This is a genomic window from Thermonema rossianum DSM 10300, assembly GCF_000426825.1.
Lineage (GTDB): Bacteria > Bacteroidota > Bacteroidia > Cytophagales > Thermonemataceae > Thermonema > Thermonema rossianum.
The window spans coordinates 26,354-50,246 of record NZ_AUGC01000007.1 but is presented as its reverse complement, the minus strand read 5'-3'; the positions used below and the strand labels follow the sequence as shown (position 1 = coordinate 50,246).

The 23,893-nt window shown below is 48.7% G+C and carries 20 protein-coding genes; 11 read left to right on the top strand and 9 right to left on the bottom strand.

Features of this window, described 5'->3' with window-relative positions:
• Positions 1-141: 141 nt before the first annotated feature.
• Entirely contained in the window at positions 142-1,362 is a 1,221-nt protein-coding gene (locus tag K384_RS05825) for an MFS transporter (protein ID WP_038030352.1), read from the top strand.
• A gap of 111 nt (positions 1,363-1,473) precedes the next feature.
• Positions 1,474-2,196: a VOC family protein gene (locus K384_RS13310; RefSeq protein WP_051633167.1), complete on the top strand. Its 723-nt coding sequence runs from the start codon at positions 1,474-1,476 to the stop codon at positions 2,194-2,196.
• On the opposite strand, the gene K384_RS05815 is transcribed toward K384_RS13310, so the two are convergent.
• From K384_RS05815 to K384_RS05800, 4 genes are all read right to left on the bottom strand, one after another.
• Positions 2,193-2,603 carry a CBS domain-containing protein gene (locus tag K384_RS05815; RefSeq protein ID WP_038030554.1) on the bottom strand — a complete coding sequence of 137 codons (411 nt, stop codon included), beginning with the start codon at positions 2,601-2,603 and terminating at the stop codon, positions 2,193-2,195. The two genes, K384_RS13310 and K384_RS05815, sit on opposite strands and share 4 nt — an antisense overlap.
• Before the next feature lie 121 nt (positions 2,604-2,724).
• Positions 2,725-3,426: a RadC family protein gene (radC, locus tag K384_RS05810; RefSeq protein ID WP_071837457.1), complete on the bottom strand. Its 702-nt coding sequence runs from the start codon at positions 3,424-3,426 to the stop codon at positions 2,725-2,727.
• A gap of 155 nt (positions 3,427-3,581) precedes the next feature.
• Positions 3,582-3,836, bottom strand: coding sequence for a 30S ribosomal protein S20 (gene rpsT, locus K384_RS05805; protein WP_038030350.1), 255 nt, complete (start codon positions 3,834-3,836; stop codon positions 3,582-3,584).
• Between the two features lie 66 nt (positions 3,837-3,902).
• Complete coding sequence (locus tag K384_RS05800; protein WP_038030349.1) at positions 3,903-4,085, bottom strand: hypothetical protein; 183 nt, start codon at positions 4,083-4,085, stop codon at positions 3,903-3,905.
• Between the two features lie 184 nt (positions 4,086-4,269).
• Here K384_RS05800 and K384_RS05795 point away from each other — a divergent pair, with 184 nt between their 5' ends.
• Genes K384_RS05795 through K384_RS05785 form a run of 3 tightly spaced genes read left to right on the top strand, consistent with a single transcriptional unit; the run spans position 4,270 to position 7,512 of the window.
• On the top strand, positions 4,270-5,796 hold the full coding sequence (locus tag K384_RS05795) for a P-loop NTPase family protein (RefSeq protein WP_038030347.1): 1,527 nt from the start codon (positions 4,270-4,272) through the stop codon (positions 5,794-5,796).
• A gap of 47 nt (positions 5,797-5,843) precedes the next feature.
• Positions 5,844-6,293, top strand: a complete 450-nt coding sequence (gene tsaE / locus K384_RS05790; protein ID WP_245605284.1) for a tRNA (adenosine(37)-N6)-threonylcarbamoyltransferase complex ATPase subunit type 1 TsaE — start codon at positions 5,844-5,846, stop codon at positions 6,291-6,293.
• Positions 6,286-7,512, top strand: coding sequence for an alanine dehydrogenase (locus K384_RS05785; RefSeq protein WP_038030345.1), 1,227 nt, complete (start codon positions 6,286-6,288; stop codon positions 7,510-7,512). The genes tsaE and K384_RS05785 overlap by 8 nt, the downstream gene beginning before the upstream one ends.
• Here K384_RS05785 and K384_RS05780 read toward each other — a convergent pair.
• Entirely contained in the window at positions 7,492-8,034 is a 543-nt protein-coding gene (locus K384_RS05780; protein WP_038030549.1) for an acyl-CoA thioesterase, read from the bottom strand. The genes K384_RS05785 and K384_RS05780 overlap by 21 nt on opposite strands.
• Before the next feature lie 35 nt (positions 8,035-8,069).
• The gene (locus K384_RS05775; RefSeq protein ID WP_157630073.1) at positions 8,070-9,128 is read right to left on the bottom strand and encodes a type I restriction enzyme HsdR N-terminal domain-containing protein; all 1,059 of its coding nucleotides are present in this window, start codon (positions 9,126-9,128) and stop codon (positions 8,070-8,072) included.
• Positions 9,129-9,292: 164 nt separating this feature from the next.
• Here K384_RS05775 and K384_RS05770 point away from each other — a divergent pair, with 164 nt between their 5' ends.
• The 5 genes from K384_RS05770 to K384_RS05750 all read left to right on the top strand — a co-directional run bounded on the left by K384_RS05770 (position 9,293) and on the right by K384_RS05750 (position 18,214).
• A complete protein-coding gene (locus K384_RS05770) occupies positions 9,293-10,936 on the top strand; it encodes a pyruvate dehydrogenase complex dihydrolipoamide acetyltransferase (RefSeq protein ID WP_038030341.1) in 1,644 nt (547 codons plus the stop codon).
• A gap of 52 nt (positions 10,937-10,988) precedes the next feature.
• Positions 10,989-12,152: an acyl-CoA dehydrogenase gene (locus K384_RS05765; protein WP_051633165.1), complete on the top strand. Its 1,164-nt coding sequence runs from the start codon at positions 10,989-10,991 to the stop codon at positions 12,150-12,152.
• A 135-nt stretch (positions 12,153-12,287) separates the two neighbouring features.
• Positions 12,288-13,223, top strand: coding sequence for a helix-turn-helix transcriptional regulator (locus K384_RS05760; protein WP_038030336.1), 936 nt, complete (start codon positions 12,288-12,290; stop codon positions 13,221-13,223).
• A gap of 248 nt (positions 13,224-13,471) precedes the next feature.
• The gene (locus K384_RS05755; RefSeq protein ID WP_038030335.1) at positions 13,472-16,702 is read left to right on the top strand and encodes a SusC/RagA family TonB-linked outer membrane protein; all 3,231 of its coding nucleotides are present in this window, start codon (positions 13,472-13,474) and stop codon (positions 16,700-16,702) included.
• 78 nt (positions 16,703-16,780) lie between these two features.
• Positions 16,781-18,214, top strand: a complete 1,434-nt coding sequence (locus K384_RS05750) for a SusD/RagB family nutrient-binding outer membrane lipoprotein (RefSeq protein WP_038030334.1) — start codon at positions 16,781-16,783, stop codon at positions 18,212-18,214.
• A 118-nt stretch (positions 18,215-18,332) separates the two neighbouring features.
• Here the strand turns inward: K384_RS05750 and K384_RS05745 are convergent, their stop codons facing one another.
• Positions 18,333-20,069 (bottom strand): phospho-sugar mutase, encoded by a 1,737-nt coding sequence (locus K384_RS05745; RefSeq protein ID WP_038030333.1) that lies wholly within the window; start codon positions 20,067-20,069, stop codon positions 18,333-18,335.
• Between the two features lie 315 nt (positions 20,070-20,384).
• Between K384_RS05745 and K384_RS05740 the strand changes: the two genes are divergently transcribed.
• Entirely contained in the window at positions 20,385-21,074 is a 690-nt protein-coding gene (locus K384_RS05740) for a hypothetical protein (protein WP_038030332.1), read from the top strand.
• Here K384_RS05740 and K384_RS05735 read toward each other — a convergent pair.
• Positions 21,060-21,914 (bottom strand): geranylgeranylglycerol-phosphate geranylgeranyltransferase, encoded by an 855-nt coding sequence (locus tag K384_RS05735; protein ID WP_038030547.1) that lies wholly within the window; start codon positions 21,912-21,914, stop codon positions 21,060-21,062. The two genes, K384_RS05740 and K384_RS05735, sit on opposite strands and share 15 nt — an antisense overlap.
• On the bottom strand, positions 21,887-23,785 hold the full coding sequence (gene asnB / locus K384_RS05730) for an asparagine synthase (glutamine-hydrolyzing) (protein WP_038030331.1): 1,899 nt from the start codon (positions 23,783-23,785) through the stop codon (positions 21,887-21,889). Before asnB ends, K384_RS05735 begins: the two co-directional genes overlap by 28 nt.
• Positions 23,786-23,893 lie beyond the last annotated feature (108 nt).

Genomic DNA, 23,893 nt, shown 5'->3' with positions numbered 1-23,893 from the left:
CATAAAGTGCAATGAGCAACCGTATTTTACTTACTACTCAAAGCTACTAAGAAATTGTCGTTTGCATCACACGTGGCTTGAATTTTTTTGTATGAAAATTGTTTCATAAAATAGTTCTTTGGGCAGTTTATTCTTTAAGGTATGCAGATCAATACACCACAAAAGAAAGGCGGATTACAGTTAGGGTTGAGGCAGAATTATCGTCAATTCAGCTTGCTGGTATTTGTAAATATGCTGGTGGGGGCTGTGCTGGGGGTGGAGCGCGCCGTATTGCCTTTGATGGCGCAGGAGCAAATGGGCATACACTCATACGCAGTGCTGTTGCTGTTTGTTGCTGCCTTTGGTTTGGCTAAAGCCCTTACCAACTATTGGATGGGCAAAAATGCCAATCGCTATGGGCGGAAGCCCCTTTTGCTGCTGGGGTGGGCATTGGCATTGCCCGTGCCGTGGTTGTTGATGTATGCCACCTCATGGCACCTGATTTTGATTGCCAATCTCTTTTTAGGCATGAGCCAAGGCATTGCATGGACAAGTACCGTGATTATGAAAATAGACCTTGCCGGGCACAGGCAACGAGGTTTGGCTATGGGCTTAAATGAGTTTGCCGGTTATATGGCGGTAGGGCTTGCTTCATGGGGGGCTGCACGCCTGGCAGAGCAATATCAGTGGGAGGCTGCCTTCTGGCTGACGCTGGGGCTTGCCGGCTTGGGGTTGTTGCTGTCATGGGGGCTGGTGCGGGATACCACCATTTTTATGCATTTGGAAGAAAAGGTTACTTCACATTTGTCGCCGGCGTGGAAAGAAACGACACGCAGACGCATCATAGGTGCGGTGGTGCAGGGGGGCTTTGTGAATAATTTGAATGACGGGGTATTGTGGGGGCTGTTGCCTGTTTGGTTGGCCAAGCAATATGACGGCTTGGGTGATATAGGTCTGTTGGCGGGGATTTATCCGGCGGTGTGGGGCATTGGACAACTGTTTACCGGTCCGCTGGCGGACCGCCTACCGAAGCGGCCGCTTTTATGGGGTGGCATGGCTTTGCAAGGCATAGCCATAGCGGGCTTGGTAATGCTGCCTTCCTTTTCGTTTTTGATAGTTGGTGCTCTGATAGCGCTTGGTGTGGGCACGGCTATGGTGTATCCTACTTTTTTGGCAACCATTGCCGGGGTGGTGTCGCCTTATGCCCGTGCCCGTTATTTGGGCATTTATCGCTTGTGGCGTGACTTGGGCTATGTCGGCGGCGCCCTGCTTTCGGGGTGGCTTGCCGACGAATGGAGCATAGAGGTGGCTTTTTTGGTAGTAGGGGCGCTTACTTTGGCTTCGGCTTTGGTTTTACGCCTGCGTTTGCCCGCAAGGCTGTGAGCGGTTTGTGGAAGGAAGGTGCTTGAGAGGAAATAAGTCCTTGAATTTGATTATCTTTTTGGTGGAACAGACAAGGCAGGGAGGTTTTTGTATGTACAACCGTTTGAAACTATGAAAATAAGAGCGCTTGACATAGAAACGCACTGTTTGGCAGATTTGTATCATTTCTATATAAACAGACTGGAATTGCCTGCCGGGCGACCTTCACAGCAGCGAGGGATTGATTCACAAAGCTTTACCATTGCGCTTGAAGGTACGTTGCTTACCTTCTCAAAGGCTTCGCAAGGAAAACCTTTCTATCATTTTGCCTTTAATATTGCAGAGAACAAAATCGATGAAGCACTGCAATGGGTACAGCATAAAGGCATTGTGCCGATTGAATGGCATGGCATCGTGGTGCATGATTTTAAAAATTGGAATGCACATTCTTTTTATTTCTTTGACCCGGCAGGCAACATTGTGGAATTTATTGCCCGCCATGATTTGAAAGAAACGGCGCGCACAGAGCCTTTTCATGCAGCACATATCTTGTCGGTATCGGAAATAGGCTGGGTGCTCGACGACGTGCCTGCTGCTGTGCAGGATATGCAGGATAAACTTCAATTGCCGCTTTACTACACCGAGAGCGGCAGTCAAAATTTTGCTGCCATGGGCGATCCGCACGGCTTGTTCATTTTGGTAAAAAAAGGGAGGGCGTGGTTTCCTACCCGACGCCCCGCCTGCATATTTCCCATGCAAGTGCTTGTGCAGCACGCATCTGCCCAAAAAGTATTTACTGCCCGCCATTTCCCTTCTATGGGCTATCCTTATAGCCTGAAAATAGAAGCTGACTAATGCATGGGGATGTCGTTGGTGGCGCGCAATACATCGGCACGGCTGATTTGCCCCAGAAGGTTGCCGTCGTGATCGACCACGGGAAAGCGCTTGAAATGGGTGTTTAAGAACATTTCGGCCACTTGTAAAATGCTTTTGTCGGAGGTAACCACCTCTACTTTTTTGCTCATGTAGTCTTCTACCTTGCCCGGGGGCAGGTCATTGTAAAGGCTGTCGATCAATACACGCAAGCAGTCTTTTTCAGAGAGCATGCCCACGAGTTCATTGTATTGATTGACCACCGGGCCGCCGGAGATCTTGTGTTTAATCAACAGGCTGATGGCTTCCAAAATGTTTTGCCCGGGATGAAAAACGATAAGCCGGCTAAGGGGGGTCATGTAATCGGTGACGGGTTTGCGTCGCAGCATAGGTTTAAGAATTTGGTGAATGAAAAAATACAAACTTGTTGTTTGTGTATAAAAAGATACACTTTTTCTTTCTTTGGTCAAAAGAATCGTTTGTTTTTGTGTGTAAAATTGTATAAATATTTTATAGCAGTCCTGCTTCTCGAAAGCTAAAGAAGTCTTCTTCAAATAAAATGAGGTGGTCCAACAGCTGAATATTAAAAAGGGAGCCGGCTTCTGCTATGCGCCGGGTAATTTGTTTGTCGCTTTCACTGGGATAGGGTGTGCCTGCCGGATGATTGTGTGCTATAATCAAACTGTTGGCCAGGTGTTCTATGGCATGCTTGAAAATCAAACGTATATCGGTGATGGTGCCGCTTAATCCCCCTTTGCTGATTTGCAAGGGCGGGCAAATGGGTTTGTTGGCACGGTTCAGCAGCAGTATCCAAAACTCTTCATGGCTGAGGTGCGCCAGATAAGGATAAAAGGCGGTGAAGGCATCGTTCGAGGAAGTGATGGCTTGGGTTGCTTGGTGGGTAGCTTTGAGGCGCCGCGACAGCTCCAGGGCTGCTGCAATCGTAATGGCTTTGGCTTTACCTATGCCCTTGGTTTTCATCAGGTCGTGCAGGTCATTTCTTGCCAGACGCTGCAGGCTGTTGCCATTTTTTTGCAATAGCTCACGTGCCAAATCCAAAGCACTTTTTTGGCGTGTGCCCGAACCGATGAGTATGGCCAGCAGTTCGGCGTCGCTTAAGGCATTCTTGCCTTTTTGAAGCATCTTTTCACGGGGGCGATCATCAGCGGCCAGGTCTTGGATGCGCAAATAAGGGGCTTGCTTCTCTTCCATAGGTGTTCTCTTTTTGGGGCGTAGTGGAGAAAGGAAGATAAGCAAAAAATGCCGCTTTGCCTAAAAATCAGAGAGATAGAAAATGAAAAAATAAAAAAGCGAGTGACAGAATCACTCGCCCGGCTATCAATAAAAATGTCTTACTGTGCCGTTGCTTACGCCAAGCTATTGACGTGCTTGTACAATTGCGACTTATGACGCGCAGCTTTGTTTTTGTGGATGATGTTGCGCTTTGCAAGTTTGTCCAACATAGAGCTTACTTTCTTCAACAGCTCTTGCGCTTCGGTCTTGTCAGTCGTTGCGAAGAGTCGCTTCATGAACGTTTTGGTCGTTTTTTTATAGTAACGATTGTGCAAGCGACGCTTCTCAGCTTGACGCATTCTCTTTTTTGCTGACTTCAGATTTGCCATTGCTCTTGTTTTCGGTTAATCACTTAGGGACGCAAATATATAAGACTCATTTCGATTTTACAAACTTCACCCCTGAAGTTTTGTGTCTTTCAGGGCTTCGCTTTCCTGTAGTTGGAGAAGTTTGCGCTCTACCTCTCGCAAGTCCTGCCGCACCAGCTGTTCGGTTTCCGGCGATAAATGGCGGGTGCGTAGTAATTCCAACAAACGCATCCGCTTTTCCATGAGCTGTTCTTTTTGCACTACTTCCATAAGTATTGAGGTTAGGTTTAACCAAGCATTCAAACCGCAGGGCTTGGGGCTTTCTTACATCTACCTCAAGAATCGCACCAGGCCACCGGCTTCTATCAAAAACCTTTTTACTTTCTGTTTAGTTTGCTTTATGTCTTTTTTTCCAAGCTGCAAATTTAGTATCTTCATGAAAAAACATAACCCTATGTGTGAATATTACAAGCTGAGCACTTCCGAAAAACTGCAAATACGCACCTTGGGCGAGTTGAAAGCCAGCGGTTACCGTTCCGAAAGCATCAAAGATGAGTTGAGGCGCAATCTCATACGGGCACGTATGGAAGGGCGCCCTGTGTTTCATGGCATTTGGGGCTACGACGAAACCGTTATTCCCGATATCGAAAGGGCTATTTTAGCCAAACATCATATCAATTTGTTGGGGTTGCGGGGGCAAGCCAAAACGCGTATTGCCCGCTTGATGGTGGGGCTGCTCGACGAAGTGATTCCCGTGATAGCCGGCAGCGAAATCAACGATGATCCCTTGCAGCCACTTTCCTTTTACGCACGCGAGCAGGTGCGCAACTTAGGCGACAATACGCCCATCGATTGGTTGCCGCGCGAAGCACGCTATACCGAAAAGCTGGCTACCCCCGATGTGTCTGTGGCAGATTTAATTGGCGATATAGACCCCATCAAGGCGGCCGTCTTGAAACTGTCTTATGCCGACGAGCGGGTGATTCATTTCGGCTTGGTGCCCCGTTCGCATCGCTGCATCTTTGTAATGAACGAGCTGCCCGACTTGCAAGCGCGCATTCAAGTAGCTTTGTTTAACATCTTGCAGGAGGGCGACATTCAAATTCGGGGATTCAAAATGCGCCTGCCTTTGGATATTCAGTTTGTCTTTACAGCCAACCCCGAAGACTACACCAACCGTGGCAGTATCATTACCCCTTTGAAGGACCGCATCGATAGCCAAATATTGACACACTACCCAAAAAGCCGCGATATAGCCAAGAAAATCACAGCGCAGGAAGTACGCTTGAGCAAAGAGCAGCAAGAAAAGGTGAAGGTGCCGGAGCTGTTGCGTGACCTGGTAGAGCAGGTGGCTTTTGAAGCACGCCACAGCGAATATGTAGATGCCAAGAGCGGGGTGTCGGCGCGCTTGACCATTTCGGCCTATGAGCACCTGGTGAGCTCGGCCGAGCGGCGTTGCTTATTATGTAAGCAAAGCCATACCACGGCGCGTGTTGCCGACCTGTGGAATATCATTCCGGCCATTACCGGTAAAATAGAACTGGTGTATGAGGGCGAGCAAGAAGGCGCCGACAGCGTGGCGCGTCATTTGGTGGGGCGTGCCATCCGCAGCCTTTTCAAAGAGCTGTTCCCTGAACCGGAGCAGATAAAAAAAGAAAAGATGCCCAACCCTTATGGGGCGGTGCTTGAGTGGTTCGCAAAAAACGACCTTGAACTGAGTGCCGAAGACAGCGAAGAAAAGTATCGAAAAAAGCTGCAGTCGGTAAGTGGTTTACAGGAAGCCGTACGGCTTTTTCATAAGACCCTCACCGGCGAAGAACAATTACTCATGATGGAGTTTTTGCTGCATGGTTTGGCCGAATACTCTCAAATTAGCCGCAAGCAATTGAATGCAGCCCATCAGTTTCAAGACATCTTGAATGGCATGCTGGGCGGAGTAGCCCCTGACGATGAAGAAGATGAAGACGGCGACTTTTTCTAAACGCATTCTTGAGAAGTTCTTGTGGTTCTGCTCTTTTTTTTAAATTTGTGCTAATTGAATTCGTGCGCATGGCCATTCAAATTAGTTGTACATCTTTGAACGAACTGCCGGAAGTGGTGGAGCAGGTGTTGCGTGCTTCCGAAGGCATTGCCATATGGGCACTTGAAGGCGACCTGGGGGCAGGAAAAACCACCTTTTTGCAAGCCGCAGGGAAGCATTTGGGGGTTCGCGAGGCTATCCAAAGTCCTACTTTCAGCCTGGTGAATGAGTACACCTTGCCTGATGGAACCCCTGTTTATCATTTCGACTTTTACCGCTTAGAGACAGCAGAAGAAGCCCTTGACATAGGTGCTGAAGAATATTTCTATTCCGGTGCCCGGTGCTGGATAGAGTGGGCAAGCCGCATAGAGCCTTATTTGCCCGTGCCGCGCTTGTCTATTTATATTCACCGCCGGGACAATGAAGAACGCATTTTTGAAATAGAACGTTATGAGTAAGCAATCGGGAGCCAGCGGTTTTGAAGAATTGGCAAGAGAGTCTTTGTTGTATCCCCAAGAGCAGCCGGCTCTTTTGAAAAACAAAGAAAACCACTTGGTGATAGGCATACCCAAAGAGTTGGCTACTTTCGAAAACAGGGTGCCTATTACCCCGGATGCCGTAGCCGTGCTCGTTGCCAACGGGCATGAAGTGATAGTGGAAGCCGGTGCCGGCGATGCCGCCCATTTCTCTGACCGTGAATATTCCGAAGCCGGAGCACAAATTGAATATAGCCGCGAAAAAGTATTTGAAGCCAACTTTGTTTTGAAGGTGGAGCCGCCTACCTTCGAGGAGCTGGAGCTCATGAAGCCGCACCATACTTTGGTATCGGCGCTGCCCATGGCTAAGCTCACTGCCGAATACATACAGGCGGTGAACCAAAAGCGCCTTACCTGCTTTGCTTTTGAGTTCATAGAAGATAAAACCGGTAATATGCCGGTAGTGCGCGCCATGAGTGAAATTGCCGGCAGCACCGTGCTGCTGATTGCCGCCGAATACCTCAATACCATCAACGAGGGGCGGGGCATCATCTTGGGAGGCATCACAGGCGTGCCGCCGACAAAAGTAGTCATCATCGGGGCGGGCACCGTAGCCGAATATGCCGCCCGTACGGCTTTGGGCTTGGGGGCAGAAGTGAAAATCTTTGATAACAATATTTACAAGCTGCGCCGCCTGAAATATGCCTTGGGGCAGCACGTCTATACCTCTACCCTGAACACCCTGCTGCTGCGCGAAGCCCTGAGCGAAGCCGATGTAGCCATTGGGGCGGTACGTGCACAAGAAGGGCGCACCCCCTGCATCGTAACCGAAGACATGGTGCGTGCCATGAAACCCAATTCGGTGATTATAGACGTAAGCATAGACCAAGGGGGCGTTTTCGAGACCTCGGAGCTGCGTACCCATCGCAAGCCCGTCTTTAAAAAATATGATGTAATCCACTATTGTGTGCCCAACATAGCGTCGCGTGTAGCCCACACCTCCAGCATTGCCCTAAGTAACATTTTCACCCCTTGGATTTTGGAAATAGGCGAAAGCGGAGGCGTGGAAAAGATGATGCAACGCAACCCTTGGTTCATGAAAGGAGCTTATGCCTTCCGTGGCAAACTCACCAATGCCGGCGTAGCCAAAAAATTAGGTATGCAATACAGCGACATCAGTCTATTGCTTGCCGGCTTGTGATGCGCCTTGTTCAAGCAGCCACGCTTTGAGCTGCTTGACACGCTCATGGTGCGTAAGCTGCGGGAAACCCTCGACCGGGTCATGCACTTTTTCCAGAAAACGAAGCACCTCTTCATGGTGTGGTGTGCGTTTGCCCGTTTGTGTGTCTATGTATTTCGACGTAGTCCACAGCAGGTTCTTGATTTCTTTCTTCTCGTAGTCGGTCATGAAAAACTCCGTCACGATGGTGTCGGCATCATAATAAATAATGTGTGAAAAGATATGCACGGTTTCGCCCACCCACGCCGATCGCACATAAGATATGTTGTGGTTGTAAATGACCCAGGTAGCATGGTGGCGTCTGTAGAAATCCGATGAGGTCATGCCGTAGAAATGCACGATTTGGTCTTCCCGTGCATTAAAGTAATAATCAAAATACTTGGCGTTGTTGAGGTGCTTGAGTGGGTCACAGTCCTGAAAACGTATGATAGCCGGTGACTCCATCAGTTTGGGGTAGTGTTTACCGGGATCGAAATGAAACATAGCTTCTTTTTCTTTTAGGGTCAATCTGTGAGGAATCAACTTAATTTCTGAAAGGCTTTGAATGCCCATGAGGTGAGCAGTATGACGAGTGCTTGCAGCGGCACACTCACCAAATAGGGCGTAAAATATTCCCAAAACCACTCGGAAGGCTTGTATAGCTTAAAGTGTGCGTACATCCACCAGCAGTCCCATGTGCGGGCACATTCGGCACAACGAAAACACTCGAGGCTTCCACCGAACAGCAAGTTAGGAATAAACACCGCCGGCACGGTAATGATGGCCAAGGCAAAAAGAGCCAGCACCGGTTTTTGTCTGATGCCGGAGGATAATTTCCTCGGAATGATGAAATTGAACAGGATAGTCAGCGCCGCCAAAGAGCTACCGACAGCAGTAGCCCAATACAAATGCTGAAAGGTAATATGGCGCAGCCACTGTGTCTTACGTACCACAAAAGGCGTGAGCGTGCGGGCATTGAGCCAGCTGAAAATAAGCCCCAAAACAATCAGCAGCAGACTGATGAGCAACCACTTGCTTAACCACTCTTTTTGGAGTTGTGGGGCTAAATAGGTTTGCCAGAACTGCCGTAGCGTATGCTTGAAGCGCTGAAGGAGCAAAGCCCGGCGGCGGGCACCACCAAAAGGCGGTACTTCGGGAATGGCATAGCGTTGCCGTCCTTTGCCGTTCCATTCGCAGTGATATACGTAGTTCTTTTTTCCGTTGGTCACCCACAAATAAGGCGCCGGCAATTGGTTGTCATATGAGAATGCCTGCTTTATTGCCTCCTGCATGACCGATTCACCGGCATCGGCGCGCTTGCATTCTACCCACAAAAAAGGCTTCCGCTGTTGCTCATCCTCAAAAACGGCAATATCGATGCGTTTGTAGGAAGAGCCCATTTTAACCGGATGCTCAAAAGCAATGCAGGTGGGTGGATAATGCCGCTCCACCACCAAATGCAAATAAGCATTGAGGCGCACCTCTTCTTCCGGATTAGCAGGAAAGGTCTGTTGAAGCAGGGGGTATTCTATGCTGTGTCCATGATGATAAAACAGGCGGCGCCGTTGTCCGATTTCTCTTAATTTACGCTCATTCATCGAAAAGCAAGAAATGTAGTTTTCAAAAAACAATTACCTTGCTACAATATTACAAAAAAGCAATGGCTGTTTTCAAGCAACTCTTTTTTGAAGAAAGTAAGATTAAATTTAACTTTGACGGTAATTTTAGAAAACAACAAGATATACCATAACCTATCGAAGCTATGGCAGAAGTAATACGAATGCCCAAGATGAGCGACACCATGACCGAAGGTGTCATTGTAGCGTGGCATAAAAAAGTAGGTGATACCATTCAGCCCGGTGATATTTTGGCAGAAGTGGAGACCGATAAAGCCGTGATGGAATTGGAAGCCTATGAATCCGGAACCATCCTATATATAGGCGCCAAGGAAGGCGATACCGTTCCTGTAGATGCCATACTTTACATTGTGGGCGAGCCCGGCGAGTCTTATGAGCATCTGCTCAATGACGGGGCAAAGAAAGCCGGTGCTACCGGACAAACGAACACAAACGAAACAGCCGGTAATACTCCGGCCAAAACCAATGAAAGCAACGGAAAAAGCAATATAGATATAGACAGCCTGCCTATTAAAGTGGAGCGCATGCCCAAGATGAGCGACACCATGACCGAAGGGGTCATTGTGGCATGGCACAAGCAAGTGGGCGACAATGTGCAACCCGGTGATATTTTGGCAGAGGTGGAAACAGACAAAGCCGTCATGGAGCTGGAAGCCTACGAGGGCGGAAAACTTATTTATATAGGAGCCAAAGAAGGGGAGGCAGTCCGGGTGAATGATATTCTCTATATTTTGGCAGAAGACGAACTGCCGGTGAGTGTGGAGGAAATTGTGAGTGCTTTGAACAACAAACAAGATACTGCACCTGCCAAAAAAGAAGAGAAGGCAGCTGCTACCGTTGAAAAACAAGCAGCCGTTTCTGAAAAAGAAACTGTCACTACCGGTGCAAACGGGCGCATCAAAGCTTCACCTTTGGCGCGCCGTATGGCAGAAGAACTGGGCATTGACCTCAGCAAAGTGAAGGGTACCGGCGAAGGAGGACGCATCGTAAAGCGTGACATAGAAGCTTACCAAGCGCAAGCACCGGCGCAAGAGCCTGCCCGTGAGGTAGTGAGTCAGGCTGCTGCTCAAGCACCGTCTATGCCGGAGAGCGAATACGAAGAAGTGCCGGTCAGCCAGATGCGCAAAACCATTGCACGCCGCCTGTCGGAAAGCAAGTTCACGGCGCCTCATTTTTATCTTACCGTGTCCATCAACATGGACAAAGCCATGGCAGCGCGTAAGCAGATGAACGAAATGTCGCCGGTGAAAATATCGTTCAATGATTTGGTGGTGAAAGCAACCGCCATGGCTTTGATGAAGCATCCGGAGGTGAATGCCGCCTGGTTGGGCGACAAAATACGTTACCACAAACATGCACACATAGGTGTGGCTGTAGCGGTGCCCGAAGGGCTGGTGGTCCCCGTCATTCGTTATGCCAACCAAAAATCCCTGTCGCAGATAGCCCAAGAAACCAAAGAATTAGCAGAAAAAGCCAAAAGCCGCAAGCTTCAGCCTGCCGACTGGGAAGGCTCTACGTTTAGCGTTTCCAATTTAGGTATGTTCGGTATTGAAGAGTTTACCGCTATCATCAACCCGCCCAATGCCTGCATCTTGGCAGTGGGCAGCATTCAGCAGCAGCCGATTGTGTTGGATGGCGAAATAAAAATAGCACATATCATGAAAGTAACACTTTCGTGCGACCACCGTGTGGTGGATGGCGCAGTGGGAGCCGCTTTCCTGCAAACCTTGAAAGCCAATCTGGAAGAGCCTCTGCGCATGCTGGTATAAACATTTGTTTCAAACGCTTCGTTTACATACAGAAACTTTAAAATAAAAAATCATGACACAGGTAATGACCGAAGGACCCAGCTTCCGTTTGTCGGAAGAGCACTTGGAAGTGCAACGTGCAGCACGCGAGTTTGCGCAGCGTGAGCTGCTGCCCGGCGTCATCGAGCGTGATACACACCAAATCTTTCCCGCCGAGCAAATCAAGAAAATGGGCGAGTTGGGCTTTATGGGCATGATGGTGGACCCCAAATATGGCGGGGGTGGCATGGACACCATCTCTTATGTCTTGGCTATGGAAGAGATATCCAAAATCGATGCTTCGGCTTCGGTGTGTATGTCGGTAAATAACTCGCTCGTATGCTGGGGGTTGGAAAAATACGGAACCGAAGAGCAAAAGCAGAAGTATCTGGTGCCTTTGGCAAAAGGTGAAAAAATTGGGGCTTTTTGTCTTTCCGAACCGGAAGCCGGCTCGGATGCCACTTCGCAGCGCACCACCGCCGAAGATAAGGGTGACTATTATCTGCTGAATGGTACCAAAAACTGGATTACCAACGGCAGCTCTGCCTCTACCTACATTGTAATAGCCCAAACCCATCCGGAAAAAGGGCACCGCGGCATCAATGCCCTTATCGTGGAGAAAGGAATGGAGGGCTTCACCATCGGTAAAAAAGAAGACAAGATGGGAATTCGTGGTTCCGATACCCATTCTTTGATGTTTGCCGATGTGAAGGTGCCCAAAGAAAACCGCATAGGAGAAGATGGTTTTGGCTTTAAGTTTGCCATGCAAACCCTGAATGGCGGGCGTATAGGCATCGCTGCCCAAGCACTGGGTATTGCCGCCGGTGCTTATGAGCTGGCTCTGCAGTATTCAAAAGAGCGCAAAGCTTTTGGCCGCCCCATTTGCGAGCTGCAGGCTATTCAGTTCAAGCTGGCAGAAATGTATGCCAAGATAGAAGCAGCACGCCTGCTGGTATATAAAGCCGCTTACTTGAAGGACATTGGCGAAGATTATGCCCTGGCTGCCGCCACCGCCAAATTGTATGCCTCGGAAGTGGCTATGTGGGTAACCACCGAAGCCGTGCAAATCCATGGTGGCTATGGCTACGTGAAAGAGTACCACGTAGAACGTTTGATGCGTGATGCCAAAATTACACAAATTTACGAAGGTACTTCCGAAATACAGAAAATAGTGATTGCACGCAATATCTTGAAATAGTGAAAGTGATTGCTTGATTTTTTAACACAAAAGGCAAGGTAGTATAAAAAATATCTACTTTGCCTTTTTCTTTTGCATCTTTTTTGCTATGTTTGCTTATTAAGAAGTTTTAGGATAAAAACAAGAAATGCAGCCATGAACGCCGACTTTCAAAAGGTCATTGAAGCTTTGGATATTAAATTTCTCCGGGCACGCTATGTGCAAATACAGCGTCCCTTTGTCATCAAAAATTTTTGTGATGTGGACAATGCCCTCTTTTTGCTGCATAAGGGCGATATATCGCTGCGCATAGGCGAGGAACTGATTGAAGCACAGGAGGGTGATATCCTTTTCATTCCTGCCGGCAAGCAGGCATATATCGCATATGGCAAAGGAGAAGGCGCCGAAGAGCTGACGTATGAAGACTATTTAGCCCGTCGCGATGAGTTTTTCTTGTCTGTTCAAGACGGAGCGCTGTATCCCCGTCTCGAAGACAGCTTCAGTTATATCACCTTCTCGGCACGCATCTTTGACGCCGTCAGCTTCTTTGCCAACTTGGATATACCGCCGTTTATCATCTCCCGGGAAGCCGGCCTGCAACGGCAGGTAGAAGACATCATGCGGGAGGAATTTGAGCAGAGCATAGGCAAGGAGCGTATGCTGAAAAACAAAACGGAGGAGCTGGTGATTGGCATCTTGCGTTATATTGTTGCCAATAATTTGTTCATGGAGAAGTTGGCTACCAACATGAACTACTTCAAAGACCCCCGCCTGATCGATATCCTGAACTACATTAAAAACTATCTGTCAGGGGACTTGTCGAACAAAGTACTGGCAAGTGTAGCCAATATATCGGAAGACTATGTGGGGCAGTACTTCAAAGCCATGATGGGCATCAACCCGCAAGACTACATCGAATACCAGCGCATGGAAAAGGCAGTAGAGCTGCTGCGCACAACCAAAAAAAGTATCCGGGAAATAGGGCGTGAAGTGGGCTACAAAGATACGGCTTACTTCTGCCGTCGATTCAAAATGATGTTTGGTATCTCGGCAGGAAAGATGCGCAAGCGTACTTCCCTCATGAACGTATAACCAAAGAAATACTTCCTGACAGCAATAGGCAGCCCGCCGGCAGGTGGGCTGTTTTGCTTGAGAGACTGTCTTGCTTTTATTTAATAAAATCTTGATTTTGTCTTATTGTAAGCCGGAGAATAAGTGGTTGACAATGAGTTTTTTTCTTTTTGAAGCCGCAGAGGATATGAAAAAATGTGGCGTGGTTCTTTTTTTTTTAAAAAGCGAATTGATATATTTGGGCATCATCAACCAAAACATAACAAAATATGGTCCAAAAAATGTACTCCAAGTTATTGTTCTTGGTCTTGATGCTGTGGGGCGCTGTTGCCTTCGCACAAGACAGAACAATCTCCGGTACTGTCAAGGATGACCAGGGACAACCCCTGCCCGGAGCAACGGTATTCGTGAAGGGTAATCCTTCCGTTGGTACAGTCACCGACGAAAACGGAAGCTTTACCTTGGTGGTGCCCGAAGGCGCTACATTGGTAGTTTCTTTTGTAGGTTACCAAGAGGCAGAGATTGCTGTAGGTAACCAGACCTCCGTGTCGGTATCTTTGAAGCCGATGAGTGTGGGCGAAGTAGTGATTACCGCCCTGGGCTTTGAAGATTCCCGGGATAAGATCGGGTACGCCTCTTCACCTGTGAAAGCAGAGGCTATTAAGCAGTCCGGTGAAACGTCTGTATTGACCGGTCTTGCCGGTAAGGCTTCCGGTGTACTTATTCAGCGTAACTCCGGTGACCCCGGTGCCGGTGGATACATTCAGATCCGTGGTCAAAGCTCTATTACCGGTAACCTTCAGCCTCTAATCGTATTAGACGGGGTACCTATATACAACTCTACTATCGGTTCCGGCACAGATGGTGTGACCCAGCAATCTCGTCTGAATGACCTGAACCCCAACGACATTGAGTCAGTAGAAGTATTGAAAGGTGCAGCAGCTGCTGCTTTGTGGGGTACCCGTGCTGCCAATGGTGTGATTGTGATTCGTACCAAGCGTGGTTCTAAAAGCAACAAGCCGACCATCACCTATGGTGCTACCTATTCGATGGATGAAGTGAATGTATGGTATCCCTTGCAAGACAAATTCGGACAAGGTTTCGGTAGCTACATAAATGGCTACTTCTTGTCGTGGGGTGATAAGATAGCTGATCGTCCCGGTGGCGATGATGTGTTTGATACAAGTGGTGCTTACTTTGTAGGGGACATTACAGGAAATACATATTACCCCATCATACAGAAGAATTCTCGCCGCACTTACCTGGAGAGCAACAAAGATCAAATCTTACAGAAAGGTTCTTATTTTGAAAACAACCTGAGCATCAGCGGCGGAAGTGGTGCTACTACTTTTTACGCCAGTGTATCTGATTTGAACCAAAAGGGTGTTATCCGTAACAACTCAGACTATCGCCGTACCACCTTCCGCTTCAACACGAATTCTGAGTTGAGTCCTCGTGTGAAGTTTAATACTCGCACCAGCTTCACTCGCACCTCTTCTAATCGTATCCAGCAAGGAAGTAACATTTCCGGTTTGCTTTTAGGCTTGTTGCGTACTCCTGCCGACTTTGATAATACTGATTATATCGGTTTGTATTACTCAGGCCCCGGGGCAGCAGGTATCCGCCGTCATCGCTCGTATCGCAACCCCATAGGCGCCAACACTACACCTCGTTACAACAACCCCGGTTTTACTATCAATGAGATGTTGAACGAGAATGTGGTGAACCGTTTCATTACCTCAGGTGAACTTATCTATAAACCTGTAGAAAAGTTTGAGATCATTACCCGTGCGGGTATCGACTATTATACCGACCGTCGTTTGACTCAGTTCCCTCAATTTGATGCAACCTATCAAAATGGTGCATTGACAAAAGAAAATATTTCTGAGTCTCAGTTCAACTTGGATGTGATTGGTCGCTATACCTTTGAGTTGAATGAAGATATCAATGGTTCTGTATTAGGTGGTTTCAACTTCAACCATCGCCGTTTTGAAAGTATCGGAGGCAGTGGTGTGAGCTTTATTACACCTTCATTCCCTCCGGATCTGAGCAACTTTACTGCTGAAAATGTGGATCCTTTTGATTCATATTCTGAGATTCGTACCAATGCGGGTTATGCTTCTTTGGACATGGCATTCAAGGACATGGTATTCTTGAACTTAACCGGTCGTGCAGAAGCGGCTTCTACCTTTGGTCCTGATGCCAATCCTGTGTTTGTATATCCCTCTGCAAGCTTGGCATGGCAATTCACTCAATTGCCCGCATTTGACAACCTTACTTTCCTGAGCTTTGGTAAATTGCGTGCTTCTTACGGACAAGTAGGGGTACAGCCGAGCCCGTACAATATCTATGGGGTATTTACTACTGGCGATGTTTCCAGCTCATGGGGCGAATCATTGGTTGCTTCCAATTATGGTGGTGGTCTTGAATTGGGAAGCCAGCGTCCTAATCCCAACTTGAAGCCTGAAAAGAAAACTGAATTTGAAATAGGTACTGACCTGCGATTTGTAGATGATCGCTTCCGTTTGAGTGCTACCTATTTCTCGAACCGCACAGATGACCTGTTGGCATTCATTGACTTGCCACCTTCCAGTGGTTATTCTACTGAGTATGCCAATGTGGCTGCTATTGAAAACAAAGGTATAGAGCTGGATTGGGGCTTTGACATTATCCGTAACCCCGATGGCTTTAACTGGACCATTGAAGGTAACTGGACCCGCTATCGCAACAAGGTGCTGTCTTTGGGCGGTGCTCAACGCATATCGTTGGCCGGTTTTGTAGATGCTTCCTCTTCGGCAGTTGAAGGGTATCCTTTGGGAGTTATTTGGGGCTCTAAATGGGAGCGTGACGCACAAGGCAACCTTGTATTGGATGCCAACGGCTTCCCGACCCAGGCAGCTACCGAAGGAGTAGTGGGTGATCCTAACCCCGATTGGAGAGGCTCGGCTGCTACTCGCTTTGGTTATAAAGGACTCTCTTTGTATGTGTTGTTTGAACACTGGCAAGGTGGTGACTTCTGGGCCGGTACCGAAGGTGCTTTGACCTTCTTTGGTACTTGGGATTATACTGCTAAGGAAACTACCTTGACTCAGGAAGCTACTACCTATTTCGGAACAACTGTTCCTGCCGGCACTACTATTCGTGGTGAAGTGAAAGATTTCGGAGGCGGTCCTGTAGTATTGGATGCAGACTGGTATACTTCTGGTTTGGGTAGTGGTTTTACCGGTCCTTCTGAGCAGTTTATCTATGATGCCACCCATACGCGTCTGCGTGAGGTAACTTTAAGCTATCGCTTGGATTCAGAAGGATTCCGTAATCTGACCAAGCTTGGTTCTGTGGAGTTTGCCATTACCGGACGTAACCTGCTGTTGTGGACCAAAGAGATTCGTGGTTTTGACCCTGACACCAACTTGACCGGTCCTTCGAATGGACGTGGCTTGCATTACTTCCAGAACCCCACTACCCGCTCTTGGGTATTCTCTTTAAGAATTACTTACTAAGCCCCATGGTTGATTATAGTGGGAGGGAAACCTCCCACCCCTATTAATCAAAAACCAATATTAAAATAGCATTGAACTATGAGAAAAATATTATTATTAGGTACAGCCTTGTTGTTGTTTGCAACGACAGCTTGCCGCAACCTGGTAGAAGGGTTTGATAAAAACCCGAACGTACCGACCGACATATCAGCTGCAGAAGAGCTGATGGTTACGGTACTGATGAACGATGCCTTCTTCCATGAAAGCCAATCTGCACGTTTGTCGGGCATTTGGGCCGGCTACTTCACCGGATCTGATCGTCAGTTTACGGCTTATGAGGTGTACAATGTGGTAGCTTCTGAGTTTGATAGCAACTGGGATATTGCTTATCGCCAAGTGCTCAAACAAGCCAAGGTAATGCGGGCTAAGGCAGAAGAGGAAGGGAAAACCGGAATTGTTGCCGTATCGAAAATCATAGAAGCGCATATTATGGGCTCAGTAGCTGCTCTGTGGGGAGATGCTCCTTTTTCAGAAGCAGCAAGCGATGATTTTCCGACTCCCAAATATGACCCACAAGCGTCTATATATCAGGGAGTCATAGCATTGCTTGATGAAGCAATCGCTACACTTGGAGATGCGTCTTCTGCAATTCCTGCTGCCCAAGACTTGTTTTTTGCCGGTGATAAAAGTAAGTGGATAGCTGCTGCTAATACCTTGAAGGCAAGATACTATATGCATCTTAAGGATTATGCCAATGCCAAGTCGGCAGCTTTGAACGGCATTTCATCACCTGCCGGTGACATGATGATGCCTCATGGAACCACCCAAGATGGCAACATGAATCCTTACTATGAATTTGTGGTGAACCAGCGCTCGGGTTATATGACTGCCGGAACTTCAACAAGCGGTGGCTATGACTATGATGGCGACAATAATCCGGATGCCGGCTCTTTTGTAGTGTGGTTGATGACTGAGCGTATCAATAATGGAATTGATGATCCTGAACGCAGAGACTACTACTTCGATGTTTCTGCTGGTTTAGCAAGCGCTGAGCTTAACACAGCTGATGACGCCGCTTTTGCAGCTGATGCTTCTTTCCCTCTGGTTACTTATGCTGAAAACCAATTGATTTTGGCAGAGGCTGAAATGCGTACCGGCACCCGTGCACAAGCAATTACTTATTTGAACGACTACCGTGCAAACATTGACGCCTACGTGGGCGGGGGTACTTATGCCCCGTTAGCTCCTGCCACTGATGCAGATGCCATGAAGGCTATCATGGAGGAAAAATACATAGCCATGGTAGGACAGATTGAGGGCTTTAATGACCTTCGCCGCTGGCTGAATGACAACACCGTCATTGGCGGTAGTGCCGTGAAAGACTTGGCTCCCAATGTACCGGTGAAGACTCCTGCTGCACCTACCATTCCTCAGCGCTTCCTTTATCCGCAAGTAGAGGTAAACACTAACCCGAACGTTCCTGAACAGAGCATAGACCACTTGTTTACTCCTACGCCGGTGAACGCCAACTAAACTGACTACTTAACCTCAAACCCCTCAAAGGTGGACTGCTTCGGCGGTCCGCCTTTTTTCTATGTAAACAAAGAAGGCGCCGGTATCCGGCGCCTTGTGTTTTTACTCTTATTGTTGTTTACTCTACCGGTAATTCTTGTTGTATTTGAGCCACTTTGTCCTTGAGGCTTTGCAAGGTCTCTGCGTAGGCAGCGGCTTGCGGCAGCGGTGCCGACACGCTAAAATAAAACTTGATTTTAGGCTCTGTACCCGAAGGGCGCACCGAGATGAGCGCCCCGTCTTCCGTTACAAACTGCAAAACATTGGAAGAGGGGATGGAAAGGGGCTCTTCCGTTTGTGAAATCAAAAGACGCCGCACGCCGCTTTCATAATCCCGTATCTCTACCACACGGCTGCCGCCAAACCGGAGAGGTGGATGTTGCCGGAAATGACGCATCATGCGGGCAATGGCTTCCTTGCCTTCCAATCCTTCCTTGGTGATTGACAGGAGCCCTTCGTAATAAAGCCCGTATTCGAGGTAGATGTGCATGAGCAGATTCAGTAAACCGCCGTAGTGCTCTTTTGCCCAGGCAGTCACCTCGGCCATCATGGCACAAGCAGAAATGCCGTCTTTGTCTCTGACGAAGTCTTCTATCAAATAGCCATAGCTTTCTTCGGCAGCCATCAGAAAGGCTTCTTGCCCCTCTTTCTCTCGCATGATAGCCGCTATGTTTTTAAAGCCGGTGAGGGTGTCGTAGCAACGGATGCCGTGCGCTTCGGCTATTTTTTCCATGAGAGGAGTGCTCACGATGGTTTTGACGATATAGTAGGGCAAGTTGCTTTGTTTGCGGTGTTTGGCAAGATAATAAAGCAACAGGCAGGCTGTTTGGTTACCATTGAGCAGCACAAACTCACCTGATGCATCTGGAACGGCAATGCCCAGCCGGTCGGCGTCGGGGTCATTTGCCAATATGAGGGCTGCTTTTACTTTCTTGCCCAAATCTATAGCCATTTTGAGGGCTTCTGCTTCTTCCGGGTTGGGATACTTCACCGTAGGGAAGCTACCGTCGGCTTGGGCTTGCGCTTCCACAACATGCAAATTATGAAAACCCCAGCGTTTCATCAGTTGAGGAATCAGGGTGATGCCCGTCCCATGCAAGGGAGTATAAACAATAGGCATGTCGCTGTGTTTTTCCACGCATGCTCTTTGAATAGACAGGGCACAAACTTTTTCCATGTAACGCTCTTCCAGCTCCGGACCGATGGTATGAATCAATTCGGGGCGGGCACTGAGTGGTACCTCTTCCATACGCGCCTGCTTTACTTTTTGTATGACGGCTTGGTCATGGGGTGCCACCAACTGTGCACCGTCTTTCCAGTAGGCTTTGTAGCCGTTATAGGCAGGAGGGTTGTGAGAAGCCGTGATGACCACTCCGCTGTGGCATTTCAGCTCCCGTATGGCAAACGAAAGCAGTGGGGTAGGGCGCAGGTTGTCAAATAAAAAAACTTCAATACCATGTGCTGAAAATACGCTGGCAGTGACTTGGGCAAAATAGTCGCTTTGGTGCCGGCTGTCGTGTGCTATGGCTACGCGCAGCTGCTCACCGGGGAATTGCTCTTTCAAATAGAGCGCCAACCCATGGGTAGCCAAGCCTACGGTGTAACGGTTCATGCGGTTGGTGCCCACGCCCATGATGCCACGCAAGCCACCGGTGCCAAATTCCAGGTCTGTGTAAAAAGCATCGTAGAGGGCTTGAACATTGCCTTCTTCAAGCATGCGGAGCACTTCCCGGCGCGTATCTTCATCAAAGGGCGCTTGTGTCCATTGCTTTATTCGTGCTTCTACTTCCGGCGATAGCGTTGTATTGGTAGTCATAGAATACGGTTTTAAGGTGTAAATAACCACAAAAATAAGCAAGCCCGGGCAAAAAGATGCACAGGCTGCGAAATGTCGCGCATAAATAGTGCCACGGCTTAATTTTGCCGCTCTTTTTGCAAGCTTGCTCGAACAAGCAGCAGAAGACTTGCTTTGCTGCCTTTGTTTGTGGCTTGTCCGGGCATAAACTTCTTTTTACGATGCCGCTTGCAAATATCGTTAAACGCTTTCTGGATATGTTGGTTGCCTTTGTTCATTTTGTTTCGTTTATTTTTTCTTTCTTGCCTTTACAAGAAAAACATCCGCTCCGTAAGAATGAAAAGGTTTGTCCGTTTGTTTGTGTTGGTATGCTGGGGATATCTGTCTGCGGGTGCGCAACCGCCGGTAGAGGTCTATTTCGCAGAAGCACACCGCACGGCATGGCAGCAGTTGCAAGATTACACGCCCCTGGCGCGGCACCTTCTGGGTGACACATCGGTGGCAGAAGCTTGGGCTGTAGTTTATCCGGAATTACTGCGCTATTCTTTATTGCGCGATGAGGTAGAAATGTACGTTTTACGGCAGCTATACGTCCGTTACGGTGCCGGCTATGCCAACTTTTCCGTGGGCTTGTTCCAAATGAAACCTTCTTTTGCGGAAACGGTGGAGCAACTGGCGCGACGTTATGGTTGCGACTGCCCCTTAGCCTTCACAGAGACCACACCGGAGCAGCAGCGGCGCCAACGCTTGCAGTGCTTGACGCAGATAGAAGGACAGTTGTTGTATCTGAAAGCTTTTTTATGCGTGGCTTATGCACGTTTCCCCGCATTGAGTCAAATGCCGCCGGAAAAACGCATCCCCTTCCTGGCAGCACTTTATAACTACGGCATTGAGGCAAGCGAAGAGGAAATACGGTCTTGGATGAAGGTCAAAGCTTTCCCTTATGGGCGTTACCATACCATTCGCTATGCTTATGCTGCTTTGGCATGGCGTTTTTACGAGCAATGGACCTTACAGAAACCATAAACTACTTATGCCCAGCAGCATCATGCCTTTGAGGTATTGGCTCAGGAAGTGAAAGTCTTTTTGCGTGTCTGCATGGGACAGTTTCCAGAAAAAGTAAGCAGCCGCCGAAGAGGTAGTGCCCAATAGGTATGCTGCAGCCGGGGCAGGCAGTATCCGGAAGCTGCCTATTAGCAGCAGCCCCATAAGCAGCAGCAGCAAATAAATCAGTTTCCGGGTCTTGGGCAAGCCCCACTCAATGGCCAGGGTGCGACAACCGTGGGTGCGGTCGCCTTGCAAGTCCTCCAAGTCTTTGACTATTTCCCGGATGAGGGTCATGAAGAAGGCAAAGGCGGCATAAAGCAGCACGGCAGGGGGCGCACTGCTTTCAAGCAAAGCCAGCAACAACAGGGGCAGTGCCGACAAGGCCGCCACCAGTATATTGCCCCAAAAGGCAATACGTTTCAGAATGCCGGAATAGAGCCAAAGCAACAATTGCACGCCCAGTACTGCTGCCGCAAGAAAAAACGACAAAGAGAGGGCAAGCAGCAATCCCGCAAAATTAAACAGTGTGTAAAGCAGTAGCGTTTGCCGGCGGCTGATACGTCGCCCCACCACCACACGCTTGGGGCGGTTGATGGCATCTATTTTTACGTCGTAATAATCATTGATGATATAACCTGCCGCAGCAGTGCACACAACACTCCCCACAAACAACCAAAACGACAGATCGGCAAGGGCTGACCAGCTGCTTTCGTAAAGAAAACGCTTACTGAAGGTCAATACCAGCACAATCATGAGCAAGTTGGGCGCGCGCAGCAAGCGCAGGCCGGCATTTAATTTTGAAATACTTTTTTCCACCATACCTGAAATGATATTAATGCCCACACACGCGCATGAGCATCGCCCGGATTCTTGGAAAACAACTGTTTCTTTAGCTGCCTGACAGCATCCGGCTTGAAGACACCTTGTGCTTCCACGAAGTCGTCGGCCAGCCAGTCGTTCTCCACACGATGGCGCAGAGGACCACGCAGCCAAGCGGCAATGGGCACTTCGAAGCCTTTTTTGGGACGGCGGTAAAGTGCTTCGGGCAGCAGCTCCCGGAAAGCATCCTGCAAAAGGCGTTTGCGCATGCCACGTGCTACTTTATAACTGCCCGGCAGTGAAAAAGCAAACTCAACCAGCTCGTGATCCAAGAAGGGCACACGCACTTCCAAAGCATGCGCCATAGACATGCTGTCCACTTTTTTCAACATATCGTTCGGAAGCACCAGACGCAAATCAGCCTGCAATACTTCATTTAAATCGTTGCCGTCAATGTGTTGTGTGCAGGATTGGCGCAACTGTTCGAATGCTTCTATAGCTTGGGTTTCTTTGAATGAATCTTGCAAAAGCTGCAAGGCTTGCCGATAAGGGGTGATGCTCGCCCAGCGCCAGTAGCGTTCTTGGGGCGGCAGGCGCAGCCCTTCCATAAAACGATTGAACTGACGTATTTTATTGGGCAGAAAGCCGTTTCTATGCTGGGGCAGGTGGCGGCTTATGGCATAAGGCAATGCCAGAAGCCATGCCCATGATGCCCGGCGGCGCGCATAATATTCCGCCAAATGCTTTTGATATCCCCCGAATACTTCATCGGCGCCATCGCCCGACAAGATGGCTTTCACTTCCTTTCGTGCATGCAGGCTAATCATATAAACAGCTATAGCCGAAGAGTCGGCAAAGGGCTCGTCGAAGTGCTCCAAGATGGGGTCAATGTGATGCAGCATATCGTATTCGCGCAGCTCGAATACGCGGTGCTCGATATGATAGCGACGGGCAACCGCTTCAGCATAGGGCAGCTCGTCGTAGAAGCGGTTCTCGGGGAAACTCACCGAAAAAGCTTGTATTTTCTGCCCTTGCAAGGCAGCCAGAATGCTGACAATGGAAGAGTCGATGCCGCCACTTAGAAAAGTACCTACGGGTACATCGGCAATGAGTCGTTTGGCAACGGCTTTTTCCAAAAGTGTGCGCAGTGTTTTCTGTGCTGTTTTATAGTCCGGGGGAGGTGTGGCAGGCACTGCCGCCTCAAGCCGGTAATAGGCTTGCTTCTCCATTTTTCCGGCCCGCAAGAAAATAAAGTGGCCGGGTTCTAATTGCTGCACACCTTCCAGCATGCAGAAGGGGGCAGGCACGTAGTTCAGCTGAAGGTATGCCAACAAAGCGGCGGCATTGATTTTCTTTTCTATGCCATAATGCAAAATGCTGCGCAGCTCGGAAGCAAACAAAAAGCGGTCTTCATCTAAATACCAATACAAAGGCTTGATGCCGAAACGGTCGCGGGCTATAAATAAGCTTTTTTCTTGCTTGTCGTAGATAGCGAAGGCAAAAAAACCTTGCAGTTGATGCAGGCAGTCTTTTCCCCAGTGCCGGTAGGCATGCAATAGCACTTCGGTGTCAGATTGTGTGCGAAACGAATAGCCCATTTCCATCAGATGCTCACGCAAAGGGCGGTAATTATAAATTTCGCCGTTGAATACGATGACATAGCGCCCGCTTTCATCGCTCATGGGTTGGTTGGCAGCTGCCGAAAGGTCAATGATGGACAGGCGGCAGTGTCCCAAGCCCACGAAGTAATCTATAAAAGAGTCCTGTGCGTCCGGTCCGCGGTGGGCAAGGCTGTGCGTGGCTTGTTGCAGGTGAATGAGTGAAATACGTCCAATTTCATTGAAGGCATACACGCCGGTGATTCCACACATAAAAAAGCAGCTTAGGGGTTTGTCAAAGATAGTCCCAAATTACACAATCGCAGCAAATTTTCAGTCAAAAAAGCCGGCAGATACTTTCAAGCTGCCGGCCGGACAGAC